This window comes from Allobosea sp. (assembly GCF_030694325.1).
In the GTDB taxonomy this organism is placed as follows: Bacteria; Pseudomonadota; Alphaproteobacteria; order Rhizobiales; family Beijerinckiaceae; genus Allobosea.
This window is the reverse complement of the sequence record NZ_JAUXYO010000157.1, coordinates 1-19,799: the sequence shown is the minus strand read 5'-3', so window position 1 is coordinate 19,799 and position 19,799 is coordinate 1. Positions and strand designations below refer to the sequence as shown.

Below are 19,799 nucleotides of genomic sequence, written 5' to 3'. Positions count from 1 at the left end.
ACCAGCGCTGCAAAAGCCGGACGCGGAGACTGTAGATGGCCGGGGCCCATACCAAGAACCACGATTACCACCTCGTCGATCCGAGCCCGTGGCCGCTGATCGGCTCGATCAGCGCGACGGTCATGGCGACGGGCGCCGTGATGTGGATGAAGGCGATGACGCTGGGCGGCATGAAGCTCGGCCCGCTGGTCTTCGGCATCGGCACGCTCGGCGTGCTCTACACCATGCTCGCCTGGTGGATGGACGTGGTCCGCGAAGCGGAGAAGGAGGGCCATCACACCCGCGTGGTGCAGATGCACCACCGCTACGGCATGCTGATGTTCATCGCCTCCGAGGTGATGTTCTTCGTCGCGTGGTTCTGGGCCTTCTTCGACGCCAGCCTCTTCGCCGGCGAGGCGATCAACTACACCCGCAAGGAGTTCACCGGCGGCGTCTGGCCCCCGACGGGTATCCAGACCTTCGACCCCTGGCACCTGCCGCTGCTCAACACGCTGATCCTGCTGACCTCGGGCACGACCGTGACCTGGGCGCATCACGCGCTGATCCATGGCGACCGCAAGGGCCTGAAGCAGGGCCTGTGGCTGACGGTCATCCTCGGCGTGCTGTTCACGATCTGCCAGGTCTACGAGTACTCGCACGCCTCCTTCGCCTTCGCCGGCCACATCTATGGCGCGACCTTCTTCATGGCGACGGGCTTCCACGGCGCACACGTCGTGATCGGCACGATCTTCCTCGCGGTCTGCCTGTACCGGGCCTATCTCGGCCACTTCAAGCCGCAGCAGCATCTCGGCTTCGAGTTCGCCGCCTGGTACTGGCACTTCGTCGACGTGGTCTGGCTGTTCCTCTTCGCCGCGATCTATGTCTGGGCGGCGGGCACACCCGGCGCGCACTGAGCGGGTACCGCATCGCAACGGCAAAGGCGGCCTCGCGGCCGCCTTTGCGCTTTCTAGAGCTGACGATTTCGCGTTGAACGACGTCGTCATCCTGGGCGACCGCAGGTCGTCCCGGGATCCATCATTGGGCAGGACATCGCCCCATGATGGATCCCGGCCTGCGCCGCTTCGCGGCTTGTCCAGGATGACGCTGCGTTTTTCGACGGGTGTTGTCGTGCTCCGGCATCACGCTCGAAGGAGGCCGCCATGGCCGACGACCAGCCCAGCCTGCCATCGCCCTATTCGACCGGCCTCGCCGGCCGCTGCCCGCGCTGCGGCGAGGGCAAGCTGTTCGAGGGCTTCCTGAAGGTACGGCCACGCTGCGCGGCCTGCGGACTGGATTTCAGCTTCGCCGATTCGGCGGACGGGCCGGCGGTGTTCATCATGCTGATCGCCGGCTTCGCGGTGCTCGGCGCAGCGCTTTATGTCGAGATCGCCTATGAGCCGCCGATCTGGCTGCATCTGGTGATCTGGCTGCCGCTGGCCGTGATCGTCTGCCTCGCGCTGCTGCGGCCGATGAAGGGGCTCGCGGTGTCGCTGCAATATGTCCACAAGGCGCAGGAAGGCAGGCGCGAACAGTGAGCGAGACCGCCCCCTCTCCGCGCCATCCGCGCCTGCTCTGGCCGGCACTGCTCTCGATCCTGGGCGTCGCGATCCTGTGCTCGCTCGGCTCCTGGCAGATCGCGCGGATGAGCGAGAAGCGCGTCTTCATCGACCGGCTCGCCGCCCAGGCAGCCGGTGCGCCCGCCGCCATGCCGGCCACAGCGAGCTGGGCATCGCTCGACCCCGCCGCGCTCGACCTGACGCGGGTCAGTGCCACTGGAACCTTCATCGACGGCCCCTTCGCCGGGGTCCGCACCACCATCGCCGCCGGCGAGCGCGGCACGCGCCAGCTGGCCGGCTTCGGCCGCTGGATCTTCCAGGGGTTTAGGCTCGACGATGGCGGCGTCATCCTGGTCAATCGCGGCTTCGTGCCGGAAGGCCGGCTCGGCGAGATCAAGCCGGCCTCGGGCCCGGCGACGGTCACCGGCTTCCTGCGCGCGCCGGAAGGCCGCGGCTCCTTCACGCCAGCCGACCTGCCCGCCAACCGCGAATTCTACACCCGCGACCCGGCCGCGATCGCCGACTCGCTCGGCATCGGGGCGGCCGCGCCGTTCTATCTCGAGGCCGAGCGGCAGGGCGACGGGCTGACGCCCCCGGCCGGTGTCGATGCCAGGGAGCTGATCGCGCGCATCCCCGACAACCACCTCTCCTATGCGCTCACCTGGTTCGGGCTGGCGCTGACGCTGATCGGGGTGTTCGCGGCGTTCGCCTGGCAGGGGCGCAGGACAACTGACACCGATTGAGAGGCCGCGCCCGTCACCATCGGCCGTCATCCTGGACAAGCCGCGCAGCGGCGCAGGCCGGGATCCATCCTAGGGGATCGACGCTGCTCTATGATGGATCCCGGTCGACCTCCGGTCGCCCAGGATGACGGGCCAGAGCTGGCGACGGCTGAGTGCCTCGAACAGTTCGACCTCTATCGCGTTCAAGGCTTTGCCCTCGCCGCCCGGCGGGCCTATAGCTGTCCCACGCCGACATCACGCCAGATCACCGAGACAAGACGCCGTGCTGCATGTGTCCACTCGCGGGGAGGCTCCCGCCCTCTCCTTCTCCGATGCGCTGCTGGCCGGGCTCGCCCGCGATGGCGGGCTGTATGTGCCAAAGGCCTGGCCGACGCTGACGCCCAGTGAGATCGCCGGCTTTTCCGGCCGCAGCTATGCCGACGTCGCCGAGCGGATCGTCGGGGCGCTGGCCGATGGCGATGTCGAGGGGTCGGCGCTGTCGGCGATGATTGCCGACGCCTATGCCACATTCCGGCACCCGGCCGTCTGCCCGCTGAACCAGATCGGCGACAATCTCTTCGTGCTGGAGCTGTTCCACGGCCCGACGCTCGCCTTCAAGGACGTGGCGATGCAGCTGCTCGGGCGGCTGATGGACCATGTGCTGAAGCTGCGCGGCGAGCGCGCGACCATCGTCGGAGCGACCTCGGGCGACACCGGCGGGGCGGCGATCGACGCCTTCAAGGGCTTGAGCTGCGTCGACGTCTTCATTCTCTATCCGCAGGGCCGCGTCTCCGACGTGCAGCGCCGGCAGATGACGACGGTCGAGGCCGACAACGTCCATGCGGTCGCGGTCGAGGGCACCTTCGACGACTGCCAGAACCTGGTGAAGGCGCTGTTCAACCACCACGCCTTCCGCGACGAGATCGGCCTGTCGGGCGTGAACTCGATCAACTGGGCCCGCATCGCGGCGCAGGTGGTCTATTACTTTACCTCGGCCGTCTCGCTCGGCGCGCCCGGCCGCAAGGTCTCGTTTTCCGTGCCGACCGGGAATTTCGGCGACGTGCTGGCGGGCTATGTCGCCAAGCGGATGGGGTTGCCGATCGAGCGGCTGCTGATCGGCACCAACAGCAACGACATCCTGGCGCGCACGCTCGCCAGCGGCGCCTATGAGATGAAGGGCGTGCATGCCACGACCTCCCCCTCGATGGACATCCAGATCTCCTCGAACTTCGAGCGGCTGTTGTTCGAGGTGCATGGCCGCGACGGCGCCGCCGTGCGCAGGCTGATGCAGTCGCTGCAGCAATCGGGGCGCTTCGAGATCGCAGCCGAACCGCTGGCCGCCATCCGCGCCGAGTTCGACGCCACCGGCATCGACGAGGCGGCGACCTCGGCCGAGATCGGCCGGACCTGGCGCGAGGCCGGCTATCTGCTCGATCCGCATACGGCGGTCGGCGTCGCGGCGGCGCGGGGCGGGCTCGCGCGCGATCCGGCGACGCCGATGATCGTGCTCGGCACCGCCCATCCAGCCAAGTTCCCCGCCGCAGTGAAGGCGGCGAGCGGCGTGATGCCGGCTCTCCCCACGCATCTCGGCGATCTGATGGAGCGCGAGGAGCGCTTCACGCTGCTGCCCAACGACCAGAGCGCGATCGAGGCCTTCGTGCGCGCCAAGGCGCGGGCGGTGCGGAGCGCCGCGGCATGAGCGCGGAGATGAGCGCGGCCGGCCCTGCCGAGACGGCTGAGGTCGCAGCCAGCGGGGTGCGCGGCGAGCACGACCCCTCCGTCGGGCTGACCACGCTGCCGTCCGGCCTGCGGATCGTCTCGCAGCGCATGGACCATGCTGCGACCGTCTCGCTGGGCATCTGGATCGGCGCGGGCTCGCGCGACGAGCTGCCCCATGAGCACGGGCTCGCCCATCTGCTCGAACACATGGCCTTCAAGGGTACGGCGCGCCGCAGCGCGCTCCAGATCGCGGAAGAGATCGAGAGCGTCGGCGGCGACCTCAATGCCGCGACCTCGGTCGAATACACCTGCTACACCGCCCGCGTGCTGGGTTCGGACCTGCCGTTGGCGGTCGACATCCTCTCCGACATCCTCACCGCCTCCTCGCTCACCGAGGAGGAGCTGAAGCGCGAGAAGGGCGTGATCCTGCAGGAGATCGGCGCCGTTCAGGATACGCCGGACGATCTCGTCTATGACCGCTTCCTGCAGGCGGCCTTCCCCGACCAGCCGCTCGGCCGGCCAATCCTGGGCACCGCCAAGACGGTGAAGAGCTTCACGCCGGACGCGATTCGCGCCTATCTCGCGCGCCATTACCATGCCGGCAACATGGTGCTGGCGGCGTCCGGCGCGGTCGATCACGACGAGCTGGTGGCGCTGGCGGAACAGCATCTCGCCGCCCTCCCCGCCAGCCCAGCGACGCTGCCGGCCCGCGAGGAGGGCCATTACCGCGGCGGCGAGGCCCGCGTCGGCAGCGACGAGGAGCAGGTCCATCTCGTGCTCGGCTTTCCCGGCCAGGCCTTCAAGGACGGGGCGCATTATCCCCTGCAGATTTTCTCCTCGGTGCTCGGCGGCGGTTTGTCCTCGCGGCTGTTCCAGGAGGTGCGCGAGAAGCGCGGGCTCGCCTATGCGATCGACGCCTTCCACTGGCCTTTCTCCGATTGCGGCGTCTTCGGCATCGGCGCCGGGACGGCGCCGGAGGATGTCGGCGAGTTGATCGAGGTCGCGCTCTCCTGCTTGCGGCAGGCGGCGGAGGACACCACGGAGGTCGAGGTCGCCCGCGCCCGGGCGCAGATGAAGGTCGGGCTCCTGGCCTCGCTGGAGAGCCCCGGCGGCAAGCTCGACCAGATGGCGCGGCAGGTGCTGCTCTTCAACCGGGCGATCCCGCGCGAGGAACTGGCGGCGCGGCTCGACGCGGTGACGCTGGAGGATGTGCGCGCGGCAGGCCGCTCGCTGCTCGGCCACCAGCCCACGGTGGCGGCGGTCGGCCCGCTCAAGGGCCTGCCGCCGGCCAAGGCCCTCAAACACGCGGCCCGGGCGGGCGCGTGACGCGATGGCGCTGTTCCGCTTCTCGACCGAGCCGCCGACGCGCCCGCTGATCCGGACTTCGAACCTGATCCTGCGGGCCCCGCAGGCGAACGACTACGCCGCCTGGTCGCTGCTGCGGATGGAGAGCCGGGACTTCCTGACGCCGTGGGAACCGGTCTGGAACGAGGACGACCTGACGCGGAATTCCTTCCGCCTGCGGGTGAAGCGCGCGGCGCGCGAGATCGCCGCCGACGAGGCCTATTCGCTGTTCGTGATCGATGCCCGCACAGACGCGCTGCTGGGCGGCCTGACGCTCGGGCTGGTGCGGCGCGGCGTCGCCCAGGCCTGCACGCTCGGCTACTGGATGGGCGCGCGTCATGCCAGCAAGGGCCATATGAGCGAGGCCGTGCGCGGGGCGCTGCGCTTCGCCTTCCAGGATCTGGCGCTGCACCGCGTCGAAGCCGCCTGCCTGCCCAGCAACGAGCCCTCACGCCGACTGCTCGAACGCGTCGGTTTCCGGCATGAAGGGCTGGCGCGGGCCTATCTGCGCATCAACGGCGCCTGGGCCGACCATCTGCTCTATGCCGCGCTGGCCAGCGACCGGCTGCCGGACGAGGCACGATGAACGGGAGCGGCGAAGGCTGGGGAGGCCGGGCCGGCCATGCCTTGCCCTCGCCACGAGCCGCCGATAGGACTGGCTTTCGACGCCGCATGACCGTTCCCCGATCCAGATACGAGCGCAGCTTGACCCTCACCGACCGATGCCTCCGCTTCGGCCTCGCCGTCGCCGGGCTCGCGCTCTGGTTCGTTCTCGCCGCGGCCGGCCCGGCCGCCGCGGTGGAAGCGGTGCGCGTGCCCGTCGACGTGCCCGTGCTCGACCTGACCAGTGTGGTCGAACGCAACAAGTCCGACGGCGACGTCATCCAGATCTCAACCGCGCCGGGGCCGGACGGCATCGTGCGCCGCATCGCGGTGCGGGCGCGCGAATCGGGGGCGCGGCCGGACTGGATCGTCTTCGCGCTCACCAATGATTCCGACGAGCAGATCGACCGGCTGCTGGTCGCGCCCTTCCACAGGCTGATCGGCTCGGGCGTGATCTGGCCCGATCTCGGCGACAAGCGCATCGAGGCCGTGACCGCCAGCCAGGGCCTCAGCCCCGAGCGCGAGGTGAGCACCGACGCCGACGTCTTCCTGATCACGCTCGACCCCGGCACGACGGTCACCTTCGTCGCCGAGCTGAAATCCCCGAACCTGCCGCAGCTCTATCTCTACGAGCAGGAAGCCTATCGCCAGAAGACCAACGGGCTGACGCTCTACAAGGGCATCATCATCGGCATCGCCGGGCTGCTGGCGCTGTTCCTGACGATCATCTTCGTGGTCAAGGGCGCGGTGATCTTCCCGGCGGCAGCCGCACTCGCCTGGGCGGTTCTGGCCTATGCCGGCCTCGATTTCGGCTTCTTCCAGCGCATCTTCCCGCTCACGCCGGCGATCGAGCGGATCTACCGCGCCGGCGCCGAGGTCGTGCTGGCGGCGACGCTGCTCGTCTTCCTCTTCGCCTATCTCAACCTGGCACGCTGGCATGTGCGCTACAGCCACGTCACCATCGTCTGGATGCTGGGGCTCGCGGCTCTCGTCGGCCTCGCCGTGGTCGATGCGCCGATGGCGTCGGGCATCGCGCGGATCTCGATCGCGGCCGTGGCGGCGGTCGGCTTCGTGCTGATCCTGCATCTCGCCACTCACGGCTACGAGCGCGCGGTGATGCTGATCCCGACCTGGTTCCTGCTGGCGGTCTGGGTGACGGCGGCGGGCTTCACGGTCACCGGCCAGTTCCAGCGCGACCTGGTCGCGCCTGCCCTGCTCGGCGGGCTGGTGCTGATCGTGCTGCTGATCGGCTTCACCGTGATCCAGCACGCCTTTGCCGGCAGCGGCCTGTCGCAGGGACTGGTTTCTGATACCGAGCGGCGCGCGCTGGCGCTGTCGGGCTCGGGCGACCTCGTCTTCGACTGGGACGTCAGCGCCGACAAGATCTTCGTCTCGCCGCAGATCGAGACCCTGCTCGGCCTGCCGCGCGGCTCTCTCGAAGGCTCGGCCTCGCGCTGGTTCGAGCACATGCATGTCGCCGACCGCGACCGCTACCGCGTCTCGCTCGACGCCGTGCTGGAGCAGCGCCGCGGCAAGCTCAATCTCGATGTGCGGCTGCGCGCCGCCGGCGGCAACTACCACTGGTTCAACCTCAAGGCACGGCCGGTGATCGGCTCCGACGGCGAGGTGATCCGGGTCATCGGCACGCTCGCCGACGTCACCGAGCAGCGCACCGCGCAGGAGCGGATGCTGCACGACGCCGTCCACGACAACCTCACCGGCCTGCCCAACCGCAAGCTGTTCCAGGACCGGCTGTCGGCCGTGTTCGGCTTCTGCCGCGCCGATGACAGCATCCGCCCCACGGTACTGGTGATCGACATCGACCGCTTCAAGCAGGTCAACGAGTCGGTCGGCTTCTCCGCGGGCGACTCGATCCTGCTGACGCTGGCGCGCCGGCTCGGCCGGCTGCTGCGGGCGCAGGACACGCTGGCGCGCATCGGCGGCGACACCTTCGCGATGATTCTTGTCTCGGAGCGCGACCCCGAGCGCATCCTGGCGCTGGCCGAACTGGTGCGCCGCGCCGTCTCGACGCCGATCACCTTCGCCGAGCGCGAGATCCTGCTGACGCCCTCGGTCGGGCTCGCCTTGTTCGATCCGGCGCCGGCCGCGCGCAAGGACGACGCGCTGAAGAACGCCGAACTCGCCATGGCCCATGCCAAGCGCCAGGGCGGCAACAAGATCGAGGTCTTCGTGCCGGCGATGCGCACCGACCGCAACGACCGGCTGGCGCTGGAGAGCGATCTGCGCCGCGCGATCGAGCGCGGCGAAATCCAGGTGATGTACCAGCCGATCGTCCGGCTGGAAGACCGCACCATCGCCGGCTTCGAGGCGCTGGTGCGCTGGGACCATCCGCGCGAGGGGCGGCTGATGCCGGTGGACTTCCTCGCCATCGCGGAGGAGACGGGGCTGATCGTCGATCTCGGCGTCTATGTGATGGACCGCACGGCGCGCGAGCTGGAGGCCTGGCAGGCGGCGCTGGAGGTCGATCCGCCGATCTTCGCCAGCGTCAACGTCTCCAGCCGGCAGCTCATCCGCCACGATCTGCTGCATGACGTGAAGACGGTGCTGTCGCGGCGGCGTATCCTGCCCGGCACGCTCAAGCTCGAGATCACCGAGAGCCTGGTGATGGAGAATCCGGAATATGCCGCGCAGATGCTCTCGCGCATCCGCGACCTCGGCGCCGGCCTCTCGCTCGATGATTTCGGCACCGGCTATTCGTCGCTGTCTTATCTGCAGCGCTTCCCCTTCGACACGATCAAGATCGACCAGAGCTTCGTGCGGCAGATGGGCAACGGCAAGCCACCGGTGATCCTGCGCTCGATCGTGCAACTCGCCGCCGATCTGCGCATGGACGTGGTGGCGGAAGGCGCGGAAACCGAGTCGGATGCGATCGAGCTCTACCAGCTCGGCTGCCAGTATGCGCAGGGCTACATCTTCGGCCAGCCGATGAGCGCAGCGGAGGCGAGGCGCCTGATGGGCGCGGCGGCGGCGAGTTCGAGCGAGGCGGCGTGAACAGCCTGCCGACCGAAGAAGAGTTGGAAAGCCGCCGCCTGTTGGTGTAATCTGGCTTATGCCTCGTTTCGATCATTCAGCTACCGAAAGTAAAACGGCTTCGAGCGAAAGGTTGCTCGTGGCTGCTCATCTCCACGATATCGAAGGCAATCCTCTCGACTCAGAGCAGATTGCCATGTTCGCGATGTTCGAGAGAGAGGGCTGGTCCGATGACCGCATCCTCGCGCATCTGCACGCGCGGGCCGCTGCGACCAGAGGCGCTCAAGCCGCGGAATGAGCGACGAGGTCTACTGTTACCCTCCCGACTTCACCGTCCTGAGAAACAGGTTCGACCTTCGCGACGCGGCTGAACTTGACCACCATGAACGAGAGTTGGTGTCGTTCCGGATCAAGCAAGGCATCCCTTCAGGCCCATTCGATCTCGCTCATCTGCGCGCCATCCACCGGCATCTCTTCCAGGACGTCTACGACTGGGCCGGCGAGCTTCGAACGGTCGAGATTGCCAAGGGCGGCAACCAGTTCCAGTTCCGCCAGTATATCGGCACCGGTATGGCCGATGTTCACAGGCGCATCGTCGTCGCGGGCTACCTTCGCAACCTGTCGGCGCGTGCCTTCGCCGACAAGGCCGGCGAGATCATCGGCGACATCAACTATGTCCACCCGTTTCGCGAGGGGAACGGGCGGACGCAGGCGCTCTACCTCGAGGCTCTTGCCCGACAGGCCGGCCATCCGATCGACCTGACCCGCCTCGCCCGGGAGAGCTGGATGGAAGCGTCGAAAGCAGCGCATGCCGGCCGCTACGGGCCGTTCGCCGATTGCATCCACGCCGCGCTGCTGTCCGAACCCCGCGGACGAAGTCCGTAGGCGGTCAGTCGCCTCAGGCGTGGCCCGCCTCGCTCGACAGGAAGGCCGGGTCGATGCCGATCTTGCCGAGCGCGCGGGTGTACTTCGTCTCGATGCCGTCGTCGAAGAGCAAAGCGGGGTCGGCGGCGCAGTGGAGCCAGCCATTGGCCTGGATCTCGGATTCGAGCTGGCCGGCGCCCCAGCCGGCATAGCCCAGCGCCAGCACGGCGTTCTCCGGCCCGCTGCCGATGGCGATGGCGCGCAGGATGTCGAGCGTCGCGGTCAGGCAGATGCCGTCGTCGATCGGCAGCGTCGCGGATTCGAGGAAGAAATCGGCCGTGTGCAGGACGAAGCCGCGCTTGGTCTCGACCGGGCCGCCACGCAGAACCTGGAGCTTCTCGGCCTGGCTCGGCAGGCGGATCAGCTCGTCGGATGGAATGAGATCGAGCTGGACCAGCAGATCGGGGAAACGGGTATCGGCGGCGGGCTTGTTGACGATGATGCCCATCGCGCCGTCCTCGGAATGGGCGCAGACATAGACGACGCTGCGGCTGAAGCGCGTGTCGGCCATGCCGGGCATGGCGATCAGGCACTGCCCGTCGAGATAGCTGCGGCCGCTGAGGCGCTGGTTCGAGCCGATCTTCATGACGCCATGCTAGATCACTTTCCACCTCGCTGGAAACAGCCAACACCGCGTTCGGCGCAGCCTCCTGACAGGGCTGTGAAACCCTCGCCACATCGCCGATCACGCGATTGTTCGATGGGGCGGCGCGGATTCTGTCGCAATTCTCGGCTAAGCTTCTTAAATGTCTGCTGTGAAACGCATTCTCGTTCTCCTTGCAGCGCTGGCGGCGGTCCTGCCCGCCTCGCTGCCGCGGGCCGCCCTGGCGCAGGAGGCGGCGATGTCGCCCTGGTCCAAGGGCAACCATGCGTCGCTGCGCCTGATCGCGGGCGCGACCGCCCCCTCCGGCAAGCAGCGCGTCGGCGTCGAGATCGTGATGGCGCCGGGCTACAAGACTTATTGGCGCAGCCCCGGCGATTTCGGCGTGCCGCCTGTGTTCGACTGGAGCGGCTCGACGAATATCGGCGGGCTCGACGTGCGCTGGCCGGCGCCGGAGCGCTTCGAGGACGGCAACGGCCATTCGCTCGGCTATGTCGGCGAGGTGGTGATCCCCATCTCGGTGCAGCCGGTCGACCCGGCCAAGCCGGTCATGCTGGTGCTGAAGCTCGACTACGCGGTCTGCGAAAAGATCTGCATTCCCGTGAAGGGCGAGGCGCGACTCTGGCTCGAGCCGGGCGTCACCTCCGTGACCTCGCCGCGGCTGGAGAGCTTCGAGGCGCGCGTGCCGGCGCCGGTCAAGCTGGGACCGCAGAAGCACAAGCTCTCAGTCCTCGAGGTGAAGCTCGACGAGGGCGCGATCGAGCCCGGGCTGCGCCTCGTGCTGCAGGCGCCGCCGGAGGGGAAGGTCGAGGACGTCTTCATCGAGGGGGCCGGGATGTGGTCCTTCGGCAAGCCGACGCTGAGCCTGCAGCCGGACGGCACGACGCTGGCGCTGCTGCGCATCGTCGATCGGCCGAAGGGCGCGGCGGGGCCAATTCCCTTCATCGTCACCGTGCGTGGCAAGCCGGCCGCGATCGAGACGCGGCTCGACCTCGACATCCCCGCCGCCAAGCCCTAATCCGTGGTCCGGGCGGCGGCTGCCGCAGGGCCTTCACGGAGAACAGGCGCGATGACCATCAAGGTGGGTGACAAGCTTCCCCAGGCGACGTTCCGGCTCATGGGCCCCGAGGGACCGGTGGCCAAGACCACCGACGAGCTCTTCGCCGGCAAGACCGTCGTGCTCTTCGCCGTGCCCGGCGCCTTCACGCCGACCTGCCACAAGAACCATCTGCCGGGCTTCCTTGCCAAAGCTGCCGATATCAAGGCCAAGAACGTCGACGCGATCATGGTGACCAGCACCAACGACGTCTTCGTCATGGACGCCTGGGCCAAGGCGACCGGCGGCGCCGGGGTGATCGAGTTCCTCTCCGACGGCAATGCCGACTTCGCCAAGGCGATCGGCCTCTCGCTCGACGGCTCCGGCTTTGGCCTCGGCACCCGCTCGCAGCGCTATTCGATGATCGTCAAGGACGGCGTCGTCGACAAGCTGAACGTCGAGGAAGGCCCCGGCAAGGCCGACATCTCCGGCGCCGAAGCCCTGCTCGCCCAGCTCTGAGCGCAGGCGTTTCCTCATTCGAGCCCGCGCCGTCCGAAAGGGTGGCGCGGGCTTTTTGCTGGGCGGGATAGGCGATCCGCCCGAGGGGGAGCGTCCGTCGGCTATGGTCGTGAACGGACGCTGCCTGTGGTCCGGTAAACCGGGATTGATCGATCATGAGAAGCGAAAAGCAGAAGATGCTGGCGGGCGAAGCCTACCGGCCCGGCGACCCGGAACTCCAGGCGGATGCCCAGCGTGCCCGCGAGTGGATGGCCAGGTACAACACCACCCTGGCGACGTCACCCGACGAGCGGCGGGCGCTGCTGCGCGAACTTTTTGCCCATGTCGGCGAGGGAGCCGTCGTGCGCCCGCCTTTCCATTGCGACTACGGGCAGCACATCTCTCTCGGTGATGGCGTCTTCCTGAACTTCAACTGCGTCATCCTCGACGTTGCTCCCGTCGTCATCGGCGCCCTGACGCAGATTGGACCCGGCGTGCAGTTCCTCACCGCCGACCATCCGCGTGATCCTGCGCTCCGGCGCGCGGGCGTCGAGAGCGGGCTGCCGATCACCATCGGGGCGAATGTCTGGATCGGTGGCGGCGCGCTGATCCTGCCCGGCGTCACGGTGGGGGATGATGCCATCATCGGAGCGGGGGCCGTCGTCACCCGCGACGTGCAGGCTGGGACGACCGTCGTGGGCAATCCAGCCCGACCGCGCGGAAAGGCCTGATGGTCGACGGATCGCTCTCGCCGTTTGTGGCGGGAGAACGCGACGCGTGACGGCGGCGACCACGACGCCGGCAAGGCCGCAGGGCGGGAGGCGATCATCCGCTACAAGTCGGATGCGTCAGTTCTATGCGCGAGGCACGGTAGGGATATGAGCAGTCGTTTCGTCGTGCTGTCGGGCTGCTCCGGTGGCGGAAAGTCGACGCTGCTGGGCGAGCTTCGTCGGCGAGGGTACGCAACGCGCGATGAGCCCGGCAGGCGCATTGTGCAGGCGGAGATCGCCGCAGGCGGATCGGCCCTCCCATGGGTTGATTTGGAGGCCTTCGCGCGGCGCGCGATCGAACTCGCGCTCGATGACCGCGAGAGAGCCGGCGACTGGGCTGGGTGGGTCTTCTTCGACCGGAGCCTGATCGATGCGGTGGCGGCGCTTGATCCTGTTGGAGCAGATGCTTCCATTGGGCGGTTGCCGATCACGCATCGCTACCATCCAGCCGTTTTTCTCACGCCGCCCTGGCCCGAAATCTACGAGACAGACGCCGAACGTAAGCTTGGCTGGGATGAGGCAGTTGCCGAGTATGACCGGCTGGCGCAGGCGTATCCCAAGTTTGGGTATCGCATCGTCGTACTGCCGAGGGCGAGCGTCGAGCAGCGGGCTGATTTGGTTCTCGCCGAACTGGCGAACTGTCCACAGCAGGTGGGCTCGATCGGCCGCTGAGGGCCGACATCAGGCCCCATATCATACGCCGCCTCGCCCCAACTGATCGATCCGATCTCGCTTCGTCATGAGACAGCCCGGCGGGGCGGCGCTAGGCTTTCCCGAGATCGCCGGAGCCTGCCATGACCGACCTGACCATCCGCCCGCTCGCCGCTTCGGACCGCGCCGGCTGGGACCCGCTCTGGCAGGGTTATCTCACCTTCTACAAGGCGACGCTGCCGGCCGGGACCGACGACGTGACCTTCGCCCGGCTGACCGGAGGCACCGAGCCGATGGGCGGCTTCGTGGCGGAGCGCGAGGGCGCTCTGATCGGGATCGTCCATTGGGTGATCCACCGCACCACCTGGCGCGAGGCCGATATCTGCTATCTGCAGGACCTCTTCACGTCGCCAGAGGCCCGCGGCAGCGGCGCGGGGCGCGCGCTGATCGAGGCCGTCCGGCAGATGGCACAGGCCAGGGGCTGCTTTCGCGTCTACTGGCAGACGCATGAGAGCAACCTTCAGGCGCAGGCGCTCTACGACAAGATCGCCGACAAGTCCGGCTTCATCGTCTATCGCCAGCCGCTCGGCTGAAAGCCCGGCGCGGGGCATGGACGCCGCCAGCGCCAGCCCCTATCCCAGCCATGGGGTCGCCGTGAGGCGGCGGGAACGGAGACGGCGATGCGGGCGGCGGGACTGGCATTGCGGGCGATCATCGCGCTCGCGGCGCTCGGCATGATCGGCAGCGGGCTCGTGCTGCTCGGCGAGGCCGGCACCAATCTGCTCGCGGCGGCTCGCGCCATGCTGGCCCATGACCACGCCCAGAGCACGATCTCGCTGGTGATGAAGACGATCGACGAATGCCTTTTCGCGGTCATCATCACCCTGCTCGGCGCCAAGGTGATCGCGAGCTTCGTGCTGGCGGAGCGCGTCACGGCCGGCAACGACCTGCCCGCCTGGATCCGCCCGAGCGAGCTGGGCGAGTTGAAGAGCACCTTCTGCCAGGCGATCCTGGTCTATCTCATCGTCGATTTCGCGACCGACATGGCGACCGCCGACAGCAAGCTCGACCCCGGCTATCTCGTGCTGCCGGTGGCGATCCTGCTGATCGCGGGCGCGCTGAAGCTGATGCCGCATGGCGGCGCGGCGGCGGGGCACCAGAGCGAGACGCACTAGATCCTCCTGATTTCCTCGTAAACAGACCGTCATTCCGGACAATCGGCGAAGCCGCGCCGCTCCGAAATCCATCGTCGAGCTCCGGAGCCCTCCGATGGATCCCGGGGCAGGCCCGGGATGACGGCGGTGGGTCCGAGAAAACTCAGGGCGATCCAGCGGTCACGCCGAGACTGTCATCGCCCCGGCTTGAACGGAGCCATGCCGGCGCGAGCGAGTTCGTCGGCGCGTTCGTTCATGGGGTCGCCGGCATGGCCCTTGACCCATTTCCATTCGATCCTGTGCTGCTTGAGCGCGGCGTCGAGGCGCTTCCACAGCTCCTCGTTTTTCACGGGCTTGCGGTCGGCGGTCTTCCAGCCATTCTTCTTCCAGCCATGGATCCAGGCGGTGATGCCCTGGCGCAGATACTGGCTGTCGGTGTGGAGGGCGACCGTGCAGGGCCGCGTCAGCGATTCCAGCGCCGCGATCGCCCCCATCAGTTCCATGCGGTTGTTGGTGGTCATCGCCTCGCCGCCGGAGAGCTCCTTCTGCGTGCCCTTGTAGGACAGGATGACGCCCCAGCCGCCTGGCCCCGGGTTTCCGGAACAGGCGCCGTCCGTCCAGACCTCGACGGTGTCAGTCATGGCAGGCTCACCGCTGGAGGGGGACCCGCGGGGAACCCCTCCCCCTTGTGGGGAGGGGCAGGGGTAAGGGGGAAGGGAAGAGCCTGGACCGGCAAGCTTTCGGACGACGTTTCGCTCATCGCCTCAGCCCGTAATCGCGCGCATCGGCGACGCGCTGGTGGAAGGCGAGCTTGCGGTCGTATTCGAGCGGGTCATGCGGCTTGACCAGCGCGCCCGGGGGCACGTTGAGCCAGTCGACCAGCCGGGTCAGCAGGAAGCGCAGCGCCGAGCCGCGGCAGAGCTGCGGCAGCGCCTCGATCTCGGCCTCCGTCAGCGGGCGCACGCTCTCATAGCCGGCGAGCATGGCTTGGCCCTTGGTCAGGTTGAAGGAGGCGTCCGCCTCGAAGCACCAGGAGTTCAGGCAGATCGCGAGATCATAGGCGAAGGCGTCGGTGCAGGCGAAATAGAAATCGATCAGTCCCGAGAGCCTGTTCTTCAGGAAGAAGACGTTGTTGGGGAAGAGATCGGCATGGATGACGCCACGCGGCAACCCTTCCGGCCAACTTGATTCGTGCACCGCGATCTCGGCCGCGACGCGCCCCGCCAGCCCGGCCGAGACCGTGTCGGCGGCAGCACCGGCCTGCTCGGCCAGCGGGCGCCAGCCCGGTACGGACAGCACATTGACCCGCTCCATGCCGAAATCGGCACCGGCCTGGTGCAGCAGCGCCAGCCCGCGCCCGAGTTCCTGGCAATGGGTCGCGGTCGGGCGGCGCACCGACAGGCCGTCGAGGAAGGTCACGATCGCGGCCGGGCGCCCGGCCAGGCGGCCCAGCATCTCGCCGCGGCTGTCGCTGACCGGCTGCGGGCAGATCAGCCCGCGCGCCGCCAGATGCTGCATCAACCCGAGGAAGAAGGGCAGATCATCCGGGTTCACCCGCTTCTCGTAGAGGGTGAGGATGTAGAAGCCTTCGGTCGTGTGCAGCAGGTAGTTCGAGTTCTCGACGCCCTCGGCGATGCCCTTGGCGGAGAGGAGATCGCCGATGCCGTAGCGCGCGACGAACGCCGCCATCTCGTCATCGGGTACTTCGGTATAGACGGCCAACGGTTCGCTCGCTCACTCGGCGGCTGCAGGCGCGTCGCGCAATTCGCGCGGCAGCGGGAAGAAGACGTTCTCGTCGGCGGTCGAGACCGTCTCGACGCGGACCTCGTAGCGCTGCGCGAAGGCGTCGATGATCTCCTCGACGAGCACCTCGGGCGCACTGGCGCCGGCGGTGATGCCGAGCGTGCGGATCGACCCGAAGACCGACCAGTCGATCTCGTCCGTGCGCAGCACGAGACGGGCGACGCGGCAGCCGGCGCGCTCGGCCACCTCGCGCAGGCGCTGCGAGTTCGAGGAGTTGGGCGAGCCGACGACGATCAGCGCCTCGACCTGCGGGGCGACGCGCTTCACCGCCTCCTGGCGGTTCGTCGTGGCGTAGCAGATGTCTTCCTTGTGAGGCGCGATCAGCTCGGGGAACCGGGCCTGCAGCGCCTCGACAATGCCTCGGGTGTCGTCGACCGAGAGCGTGGTCTGCGTGACATAGGCGAGCGGTTGGCCAGCCGGCGGCGTGAGCGCCGCGACATCCTCCAGCGTCTCGATCAGGGTTATCGCGCCCGGGGGCAACTGTCCCATCGTGCCGATCACCTCGGGATGGCCGGCATGGCCGACGAGCAGGATGTGGCGGCCGCGCTTGTGATGCACCTCGGCCTCGCGATGGACCTTGGTGACCAGCGGGCAGGTTGCGTCGATGGCGAAGAGGTTGCGCGCATTGGCTTCCGCCGGCACGGATTTGGCGACACCATGGGCGGAAAAGATGACCGGCCGCGTCGCATCGGGCACCTGCGACAGCTCCGCGACGAAGACGGCGCCCTTCCGCTTCAGCGATTCGACCACGTATTTGTTGTGAACGATCTCGTGGCGGACATAGACCGGCGCGCCATGCAGGGTCAGCGCCTTCTCGACCGCGTCGATCGCACGCACGACGCCGGCGCAGAAGCCGCGCGGGGCACAGAGCAGGATGTCGAGCGGCGGCTTGGTCACGCGGGGCTCCGGTTGGACAGGCGTCTTCTTTCGGCGTGGCGCGGGCGATGTCAAGAAAGCCGGCGGGCGAGATTGGTCCTCGCCTCCCGCGGCGGGACGGCCTAGACAGAGCCGGCCTCTCGCCCTCGCCGGAGCCCGCCGAAGCGACATGACCGCCGCAACGCTCTCCCGCGCGCCGATTGCCGTCGCCCCAGCCTGCCGAAAGGCCGGGCGATGAACGTCCAGTCCTCGCCTCCGACGGCCGTCTTCGTCAGCGGGCCGCTGATGCGCCATGTCGCGGTGATGACCGGGACCGGCGCGATCGGGCTGATGGCGATCTTCGTCGTCGATCTGCTCTCGCTGCTCTACGTCTCCTGGCTGGGGCGGCCGGAGGCCACGGCCGGCGTCGGTTTCGCCACGATCGTCCTCTACCTGATGATCTCGATCAATATCGGGCTGATGATCGCCGTCTCCGCGCTGACGGCACGCGCTCTGGGTGCCGGCGAGCGTGAGGCGGCGCGGCGCATCGCCGCCTCGACGCTGGCGCTGATGGCGCTGGCGGCGCTGGCGCTGACGGTGGTCGCCCTGCCCGCTCTGCCCTGGCTGCTGCGCCTGCTCGGCGCGCATGACGAATCCTACCGCGTCGCGCTCTCCTTCCTGTGGATCGTGCTCCCTTCCAACGTGCTGATGGCGCTGGGCATGGGGCTCTCGGGCGTGCTGCGGGCCGTCGGCGATGCGCGCCGCGCCATGTTCGTCACGCTGGGCGGCGGCATCGTCACCGCCGGGCTCGACCCGCTGTTGATCTTCGGTTTCGGACTGGGGCCGGACGGCGCGGCCTGGGCGATCGTGATCGCGCGCGTCGTGATCGTCGCGACCGGGCTGCACGGGGCGGTGCGCGTGCACGATATCGTCGCCCGGCCGAGTCTCGACGGTCTGCGCCGCGACAGTGCCGCCACAATGGCCATCGCCGGTCCCGCGATCCTGACCAATCTCTCGAACCCCATCGCCAATGCCGTCTTCGCCGGTATCTTCGCCCGCTTCGGCGATGCCGCCATGGCGGCGCTGGCGATCATGGACCGGCTGGTGCCGGTCGCCTTCGGCGTGCTCTTCGCGCTGACCGGCGCGGTCGGGCCGATTCTGGCGCAGAACTGGGGCGCCGGGCGCTCCGACCGGATGCGCGCCGGGCTCACCGCCTCGGTCCAGTTCGCGATCGGCTGCGTGGTGCTGTCGGGTCTGGTGCTGGCATTGGCGCGCGCGCCGATCGCGAGCGCCTTCGGCGCGACGGGGCTGACCGGCGAATTGCTGATGTTCTTCTGTCTCGTCGCCGGGCCGATGTGGATCTTCGTCGGCCTGCTCTTCGTCGCCAACGCCGCCTTCAACAATCTCGGCATGCCGCTGCTCTCGACGCTTTTCAGCTGGGGCCGTGCGACGCTGGGCACCATCCCGCTGGCCTGGCTCGGCGCCCATTATGCGGGGCCGAAGGGCGCGCTGGTCGGCTCGGCGCTCGGCGCGGTCGCCTTCGGCATCGTGGCGCTGGTCTTCGCCTATCGCGGCATCGCCCGGCTGGAGCGGCAGGCCAAGGGCGGCTGAGGCGGACGCCCGCGCGGCTTGCCTCGCCCCCTCGCGCTGTTATCGTCGGCAGGACAGGCGGCGACAGACCGCGCAGCAGCCGGAGGCACGCCATGATGAATCTGTACGAGATGATGCAACAGGCCCAGAACGGCCAGGCGATGGAGAACCTCGCGCGGCAATACGGGCTGAGCCGGCAGCAGACGCAGGCCGCGATCGAGGCGCTGCTGCCCGCCTTCTCGATGGGGCTGCAGCGGCAGACGCAGGACCCTTACGCCTTCGGTTCGCTGGCGCAGATGATGACCGCCTCGCCCTTCGGCCGCATCTTCGACGCCAATGGCGACGGCATTCCCGACAATGCCCGCAGTGCCGGCACCGACGTGCTGAGCCAGATCTTCGGCTCCAAGGAGGTCAGCAATGCCGTGGCGGCGCAGGCGGCCGCGACCAGCGGCGTCGGCCAGGCGGTGCTGAAGCAGATGCTGCCGGTGATCGCCGCGATGGTGATGGGCGGGCTGACCAAATCGATGCAGAGCAATGGCCTGGGCGGCATCCTCGGGCAATTCGCCGAAATGATGCGCGGCCAGATGCCGGGGATGCAGCCGGCCCCGGCCCCGCAGCCACAGAGCCCGGCCAACCCCTTCGAGGCGATCCTGGGTGGCCTGTTCGGCAATGCGCAGGCGCCCGCCGGAGGACAGACGCAGGGCGGCGGGCCCTTTGGCGGCGGCCAGATGCCCGGCGGGCAGATGGGCATGGACCAGATGGGCGGGATGTTCGGACAGATCCTGACCGGCATGCTGGGAGGCGCCCAGACCCCGCCCGAACCGGAGCGCCGGACCGCCCGCCCGGCGCCGGAACCCGAGCCGCAGGACGAGGCCCCTCCCGCCGGCGCGGGGCCGGGTGCGATCGGGCTCGACGCGCTCAACCAGATGTTCGAGGCGGGCCGCCAGGTGCAGGACAGCCATCAGAAGGCGATGAAGTCGATCTTCGACACGATGTTCGGCGG

At 68.5% G+C, this 19,799-nt stretch carries 21 protein-coding genes; 17 read left to right on the top strand and 4 right to left on the bottom strand.

What is annotated here, in order from left to right:
• Window positions 1–35 precede the first annotated feature (35 nt).
• The 9 genes from Q8M82_RS09860 to Q8M82_RS09820 all read left to right on the top strand — a co-directional run bounded on the left by Q8M82_RS09860 (window position 36) and on the right by Q8M82_RS09820 (window position 9,799).
• Window positions 36–893, top strand: a complete 858-nt coding sequence (locus Q8M82_RS09860) for a cytochrome c oxidase subunit 3 (protein WP_305691190.1) — start codon at window positions 36–38, stop codon at window positions 891–893.
• A gap of 246 nt (window positions 894–1,139) precedes the next feature.
• On the top strand, window positions 1,140–1,514 hold the full coding sequence (locus tag Q8M82_RS09855; protein WP_305691189.1) for a DUF983 domain-containing protein: 375 nt from the start codon (window positions 1,140–1,142) through the stop codon (window positions 1,512–1,514).
• Entirely contained in the window at window positions 1,511–2,278 is a 768-nt protein-coding gene (locus Q8M82_RS09850) for an SURF1 family protein (protein WP_305691188.1), read from the top strand. Before Q8M82_RS09855 ends, Q8M82_RS09850 begins: the two co-directional genes overlap by 4 nt.
• Window positions 2,279–2,540: 262 nt before the next feature.
• Window positions 2,541–3,956 carry a threonine synthase gene (gene thrC / locus Q8M82_RS09845; protein WP_305691187.1) on the top strand — a complete coding sequence of 472 codons (1,416 nt, stop codon included), beginning with the start codon at window positions 2,541–2,543 and terminating at the stop codon, window positions 3,954–3,956.
• Window positions 3,953–5,302: a M16 family metallopeptidase gene (locus tag Q8M82_RS09840; RefSeq protein WP_305691186.1), complete on the top strand. Its 1,350-nt coding sequence runs from the start codon at window positions 3,953–3,955 to the stop codon at window positions 5,300–5,302. Before thrC ends, Q8M82_RS09840 begins: the two co-directional genes overlap by 4 nt.
• 4 nt (window positions 5,303–5,306) lie before the next feature.
• Window positions 5,307–5,906 (top strand): GNAT family N-acetyltransferase, encoded by a 600-nt coding sequence (locus Q8M82_RS09835; RefSeq protein ID WP_305691185.1) that lies wholly within the window; start codon window positions 5,307–5,309, stop codon window positions 5,904–5,906.
• A gap of 119 nt (window positions 5,907–6,025) precedes the next feature.
• Window positions 6,026–8,935 (top strand): EAL domain-containing protein, encoded by a 2,910-nt coding sequence (locus tag Q8M82_RS09830; protein ID WP_371126299.1) that lies wholly within the window; start codon window positions 6,026–6,028, stop codon window positions 8,933–8,935.
• A gap of 118 nt (window positions 8,936–9,053) precedes the next feature.
• On the top strand, window positions 9,054–9,212 hold the full coding sequence (locus Q8M82_RS09825) for a hypothetical protein (protein WP_305691184.1): 159 nt from the start codon (window positions 9,054–9,056) through the stop codon (window positions 9,210–9,212).
• Entirely contained in the window at window positions 9,209–9,799 is a 591-nt protein-coding gene (locus tag Q8M82_RS09820; RefSeq protein WP_305691183.1) for a Fic/DOC family protein, read from the top strand. Before Q8M82_RS09825 ends, Q8M82_RS09820 begins: the two co-directional genes overlap by 4 nt.
• Window positions 9,800–9,812: 13 nt before the next feature.
• Here the strand turns inward: Q8M82_RS09820 and Q8M82_RS09815 are convergent, their stop codons facing one another.
• Window positions 9,813–10,424, bottom strand: a complete 612-nt coding sequence (locus Q8M82_RS09815) for a YqgE/AlgH family protein (protein ID WP_305691182.1) — start codon at window positions 10,422–10,424, stop codon at window positions 9,813–9,815.
• 160 nt (window positions 10,425–10,584) lie between these two features.
• Here Q8M82_RS09815 and Q8M82_RS09810 point away from each other — a divergent pair, with 160 nt between their 5' ends.
• From Q8M82_RS09810 to Q8M82_RS09785, 6 genes are all read left to right on the top strand, one after another.
• Window positions 10,585–11,457: a protein-disulfide reductase DsbD domain-containing protein gene (locus Q8M82_RS09810; RefSeq protein WP_305691181.1), complete on the top strand. Its 873-nt coding sequence runs from the start codon at window positions 10,585–10,587 to the stop codon at window positions 11,455–11,457.
• Between the two features lie 51 nt (window positions 11,458–11,508).
• Complete coding sequence (locus tag Q8M82_RS09805) at window positions 11,509–11,994, top strand: peroxiredoxin (RefSeq protein WP_305691180.1); 486 nt, start codon at window positions 11,509–11,511, stop codon at window positions 11,992–11,994.
• Between the two features lie 155 nt (window positions 11,995–12,149).
• The gene (locus tag Q8M82_RS09800; RefSeq protein ID WP_305691179.1) at window positions 12,150–12,704 is read left to right on the top strand and encodes a sugar O-acetyltransferase; all 555 of its coding nucleotides are present in this window, start codon (window positions 12,150–12,152) and stop codon (window positions 12,702–12,704) included.
• A gap of 147 nt (window positions 12,705–12,851) precedes the next feature.
• Window positions 12,852–13,415 carry an AAA family ATPase gene (locus Q8M82_RS09795; RefSeq protein ID WP_305691178.1) on the top strand — a complete coding sequence of 188 codons (564 nt, stop codon included), beginning with the start codon at window positions 12,852–12,854 and terminating at the stop codon, window positions 13,413–13,415.
• A 122-nt stretch (window positions 13,416–13,537) separates the two neighbouring features.
• Window positions 13,538–13,987, top strand: a complete 450-nt coding sequence (locus Q8M82_RS09790; RefSeq protein ID WP_305691177.1) for a GNAT family N-acetyltransferase — start codon at window positions 13,538–13,540, stop codon at window positions 13,985–13,987.
• Between the two features lie 87 nt (window positions 13,988–14,074).
• Window positions 14,075–14,569 carry a YqhA family protein gene (locus Q8M82_RS09785; protein WP_305691176.1) on the top strand — a complete coding sequence of 165 codons (495 nt, stop codon included), beginning with the start codon at window positions 14,075–14,077 and terminating at the stop codon, window positions 14,567–14,569.
• Between the two features lie 173 nt (window positions 14,570–14,742).
• Here the strand turns inward: Q8M82_RS09785 and rnhA are convergent, their stop codons facing one another.
• The 3 genes from rnhA to ispH all read right to left on the bottom strand — a co-directional run bounded on the left by rnhA (window position 14,743) and on the right by ispH (window position 17,302).
• Window positions 14,743–15,189, bottom strand: a complete 447-nt coding sequence (gene rnhA, locus Q8M82_RS09780; RefSeq protein WP_305691175.1) for a ribonuclease HI — start codon at window positions 15,187–15,189, stop codon at window positions 14,743–14,745.
• A 115-nt stretch (window positions 15,190–15,304) separates the two neighbouring features.
• Window positions 15,305–16,270: a homoserine kinase gene (locus Q8M82_RS09775; protein ID WP_305691174.1), complete on the bottom strand. Its 966-nt coding sequence runs from the start codon at window positions 16,268–16,270 to the stop codon at window positions 15,305–15,307.
• 12 nt (window positions 16,271–16,282) lie between these two features.
• Window positions 16,283–17,302 (bottom strand): 4-hydroxy-3-methylbut-2-enyl diphosphate reductase, encoded by a 1,020-nt coding sequence (gene ispH, locus Q8M82_RS09770; protein ID WP_371126297.1) that lies wholly within the window; start codon window positions 17,300–17,302, stop codon window positions 16,283–16,285.
• A 159-nt stretch (window positions 17,303–17,461) separates the two neighbouring features.
• Here ispH and Q8M82_RS09765 point away from each other — a divergent pair, with 159 nt between their 5' ends.
• Window positions 17,462–18,817, top strand: a complete 1,356-nt coding sequence (locus tag Q8M82_RS09765; protein WP_305691172.1) for an MATE family efflux transporter — start codon at window positions 17,462–17,464, stop codon at window positions 18,815–18,817.
• A 92-nt stretch (window positions 18,818–18,909) separates the two neighbouring features.
• Window positions 18,910–19,799 (top strand): DUF937 domain-containing protein (locus Q8M82_RS09760; RefSeq protein WP_305691171.1); only part of this gene is annotated, 890 nt, incomplete at its 3' end.

What these genes read in the sequence shown, in the direction of transcription:
- Q8M82_RS09860 (WP_305691190.1), top strand. Translation starts at nt 36, where the DNA reads ATGGCCGGGGCCCATACCAAGAACCACGATTACCACCTCGTCGATCCG.
- Q8M82_RS09855 (WP_305691189.1), top strand. Translation starts at nt 1,140, where the DNA reads ATGGCCGACGACCAGCCCAGCCTGCCATCGCCCTATTCGACCGGCCTC.
- Q8M82_RS09840 (WP_305691186.1), top strand. Translation starts at nt 3,953, where the DNA reads ATGAGCGCGGAGATGAGCGCGGCCGGCCCTGCCGAGACGGCTGAGGTC.
- Q8M82_RS09835 (WP_305691185.1), top strand. Translation starts at nt 5,307, where the DNA reads ATGGCGCTGTTCCGCTTCTCGACCGAGCCGCCGACGCGCCCGCTGATC.
- Q8M82_RS09820 (WP_305691183.1), top strand. Translation starts at nt 9,209, where the DNA reads ATGAGCGACGAGGTCTACTGTTACCCTCCCGACTTCACCGTCCTGAGA.
- Q8M82_RS09815 (WP_305691182.1), bottom strand. Translation starts at nt 10,424, where the DNA reads ATGAAGATCGGCTCGAACCAGCGCCTCAGCGGCCGCAGCTATCTCGAC.
- Q8M82_RS09810 (WP_305691181.1), top strand. Translation starts at nt 10,585, where the DNA reads ATGTCTGCTGTGAAACGCATTCTCGTTCTCCTTGCAGCGCTGGCGGCG.
- Q8M82_RS09805 (WP_305691180.1), top strand. Translation starts at nt 11,509, where the DNA reads ATGACCATCAAGGTGGGTGACAAGCTTCCCCAGGCGACGTTCCGGCTC.
- Q8M82_RS09800 (WP_305691179.1), top strand. Translation starts at nt 12,150, where the DNA reads ATGAGAAGCGAAAAGCAGAAGATGCTGGCGGGCGAAGCCTACCGGCCC.
- Q8M82_RS09795 (WP_305691178.1), top strand. Translation starts at nt 12,852, where the DNA reads ATGAGCAGTCGTTTCGTCGTGCTGTCGGGCTGCTCCGGTGGCGGAAAG.
- Q8M82_RS09790 (WP_305691177.1), top strand. Translation starts at nt 13,538, where the DNA reads ATGACCGACCTGACCATCCGCCCGCTCGCCGCTTCGGACCGCGCCGGC.
- Q8M82_RS09785 (WP_305691176.1), top strand. Translation starts at nt 14,075, where the DNA reads ATGCGGGCGGCGGGACTGGCATTGCGGGCGATCATCGCGCTCGCGGCG.
- rnhA (WP_305691175.1), bottom strand. Translation starts at nt 15,189, where the DNA reads ATGACTGACACCGTCGAGGTCTGGACGGACGGCGCCTGTTCCGGAAAC.
- Q8M82_RS09765 (WP_305691172.1), top strand. Translation starts at nt 17,462, where the DNA reads ATGAACGTCCAGTCCTCGCCTCCGACGGCCGTCTTCGTCAGCGGGCCG.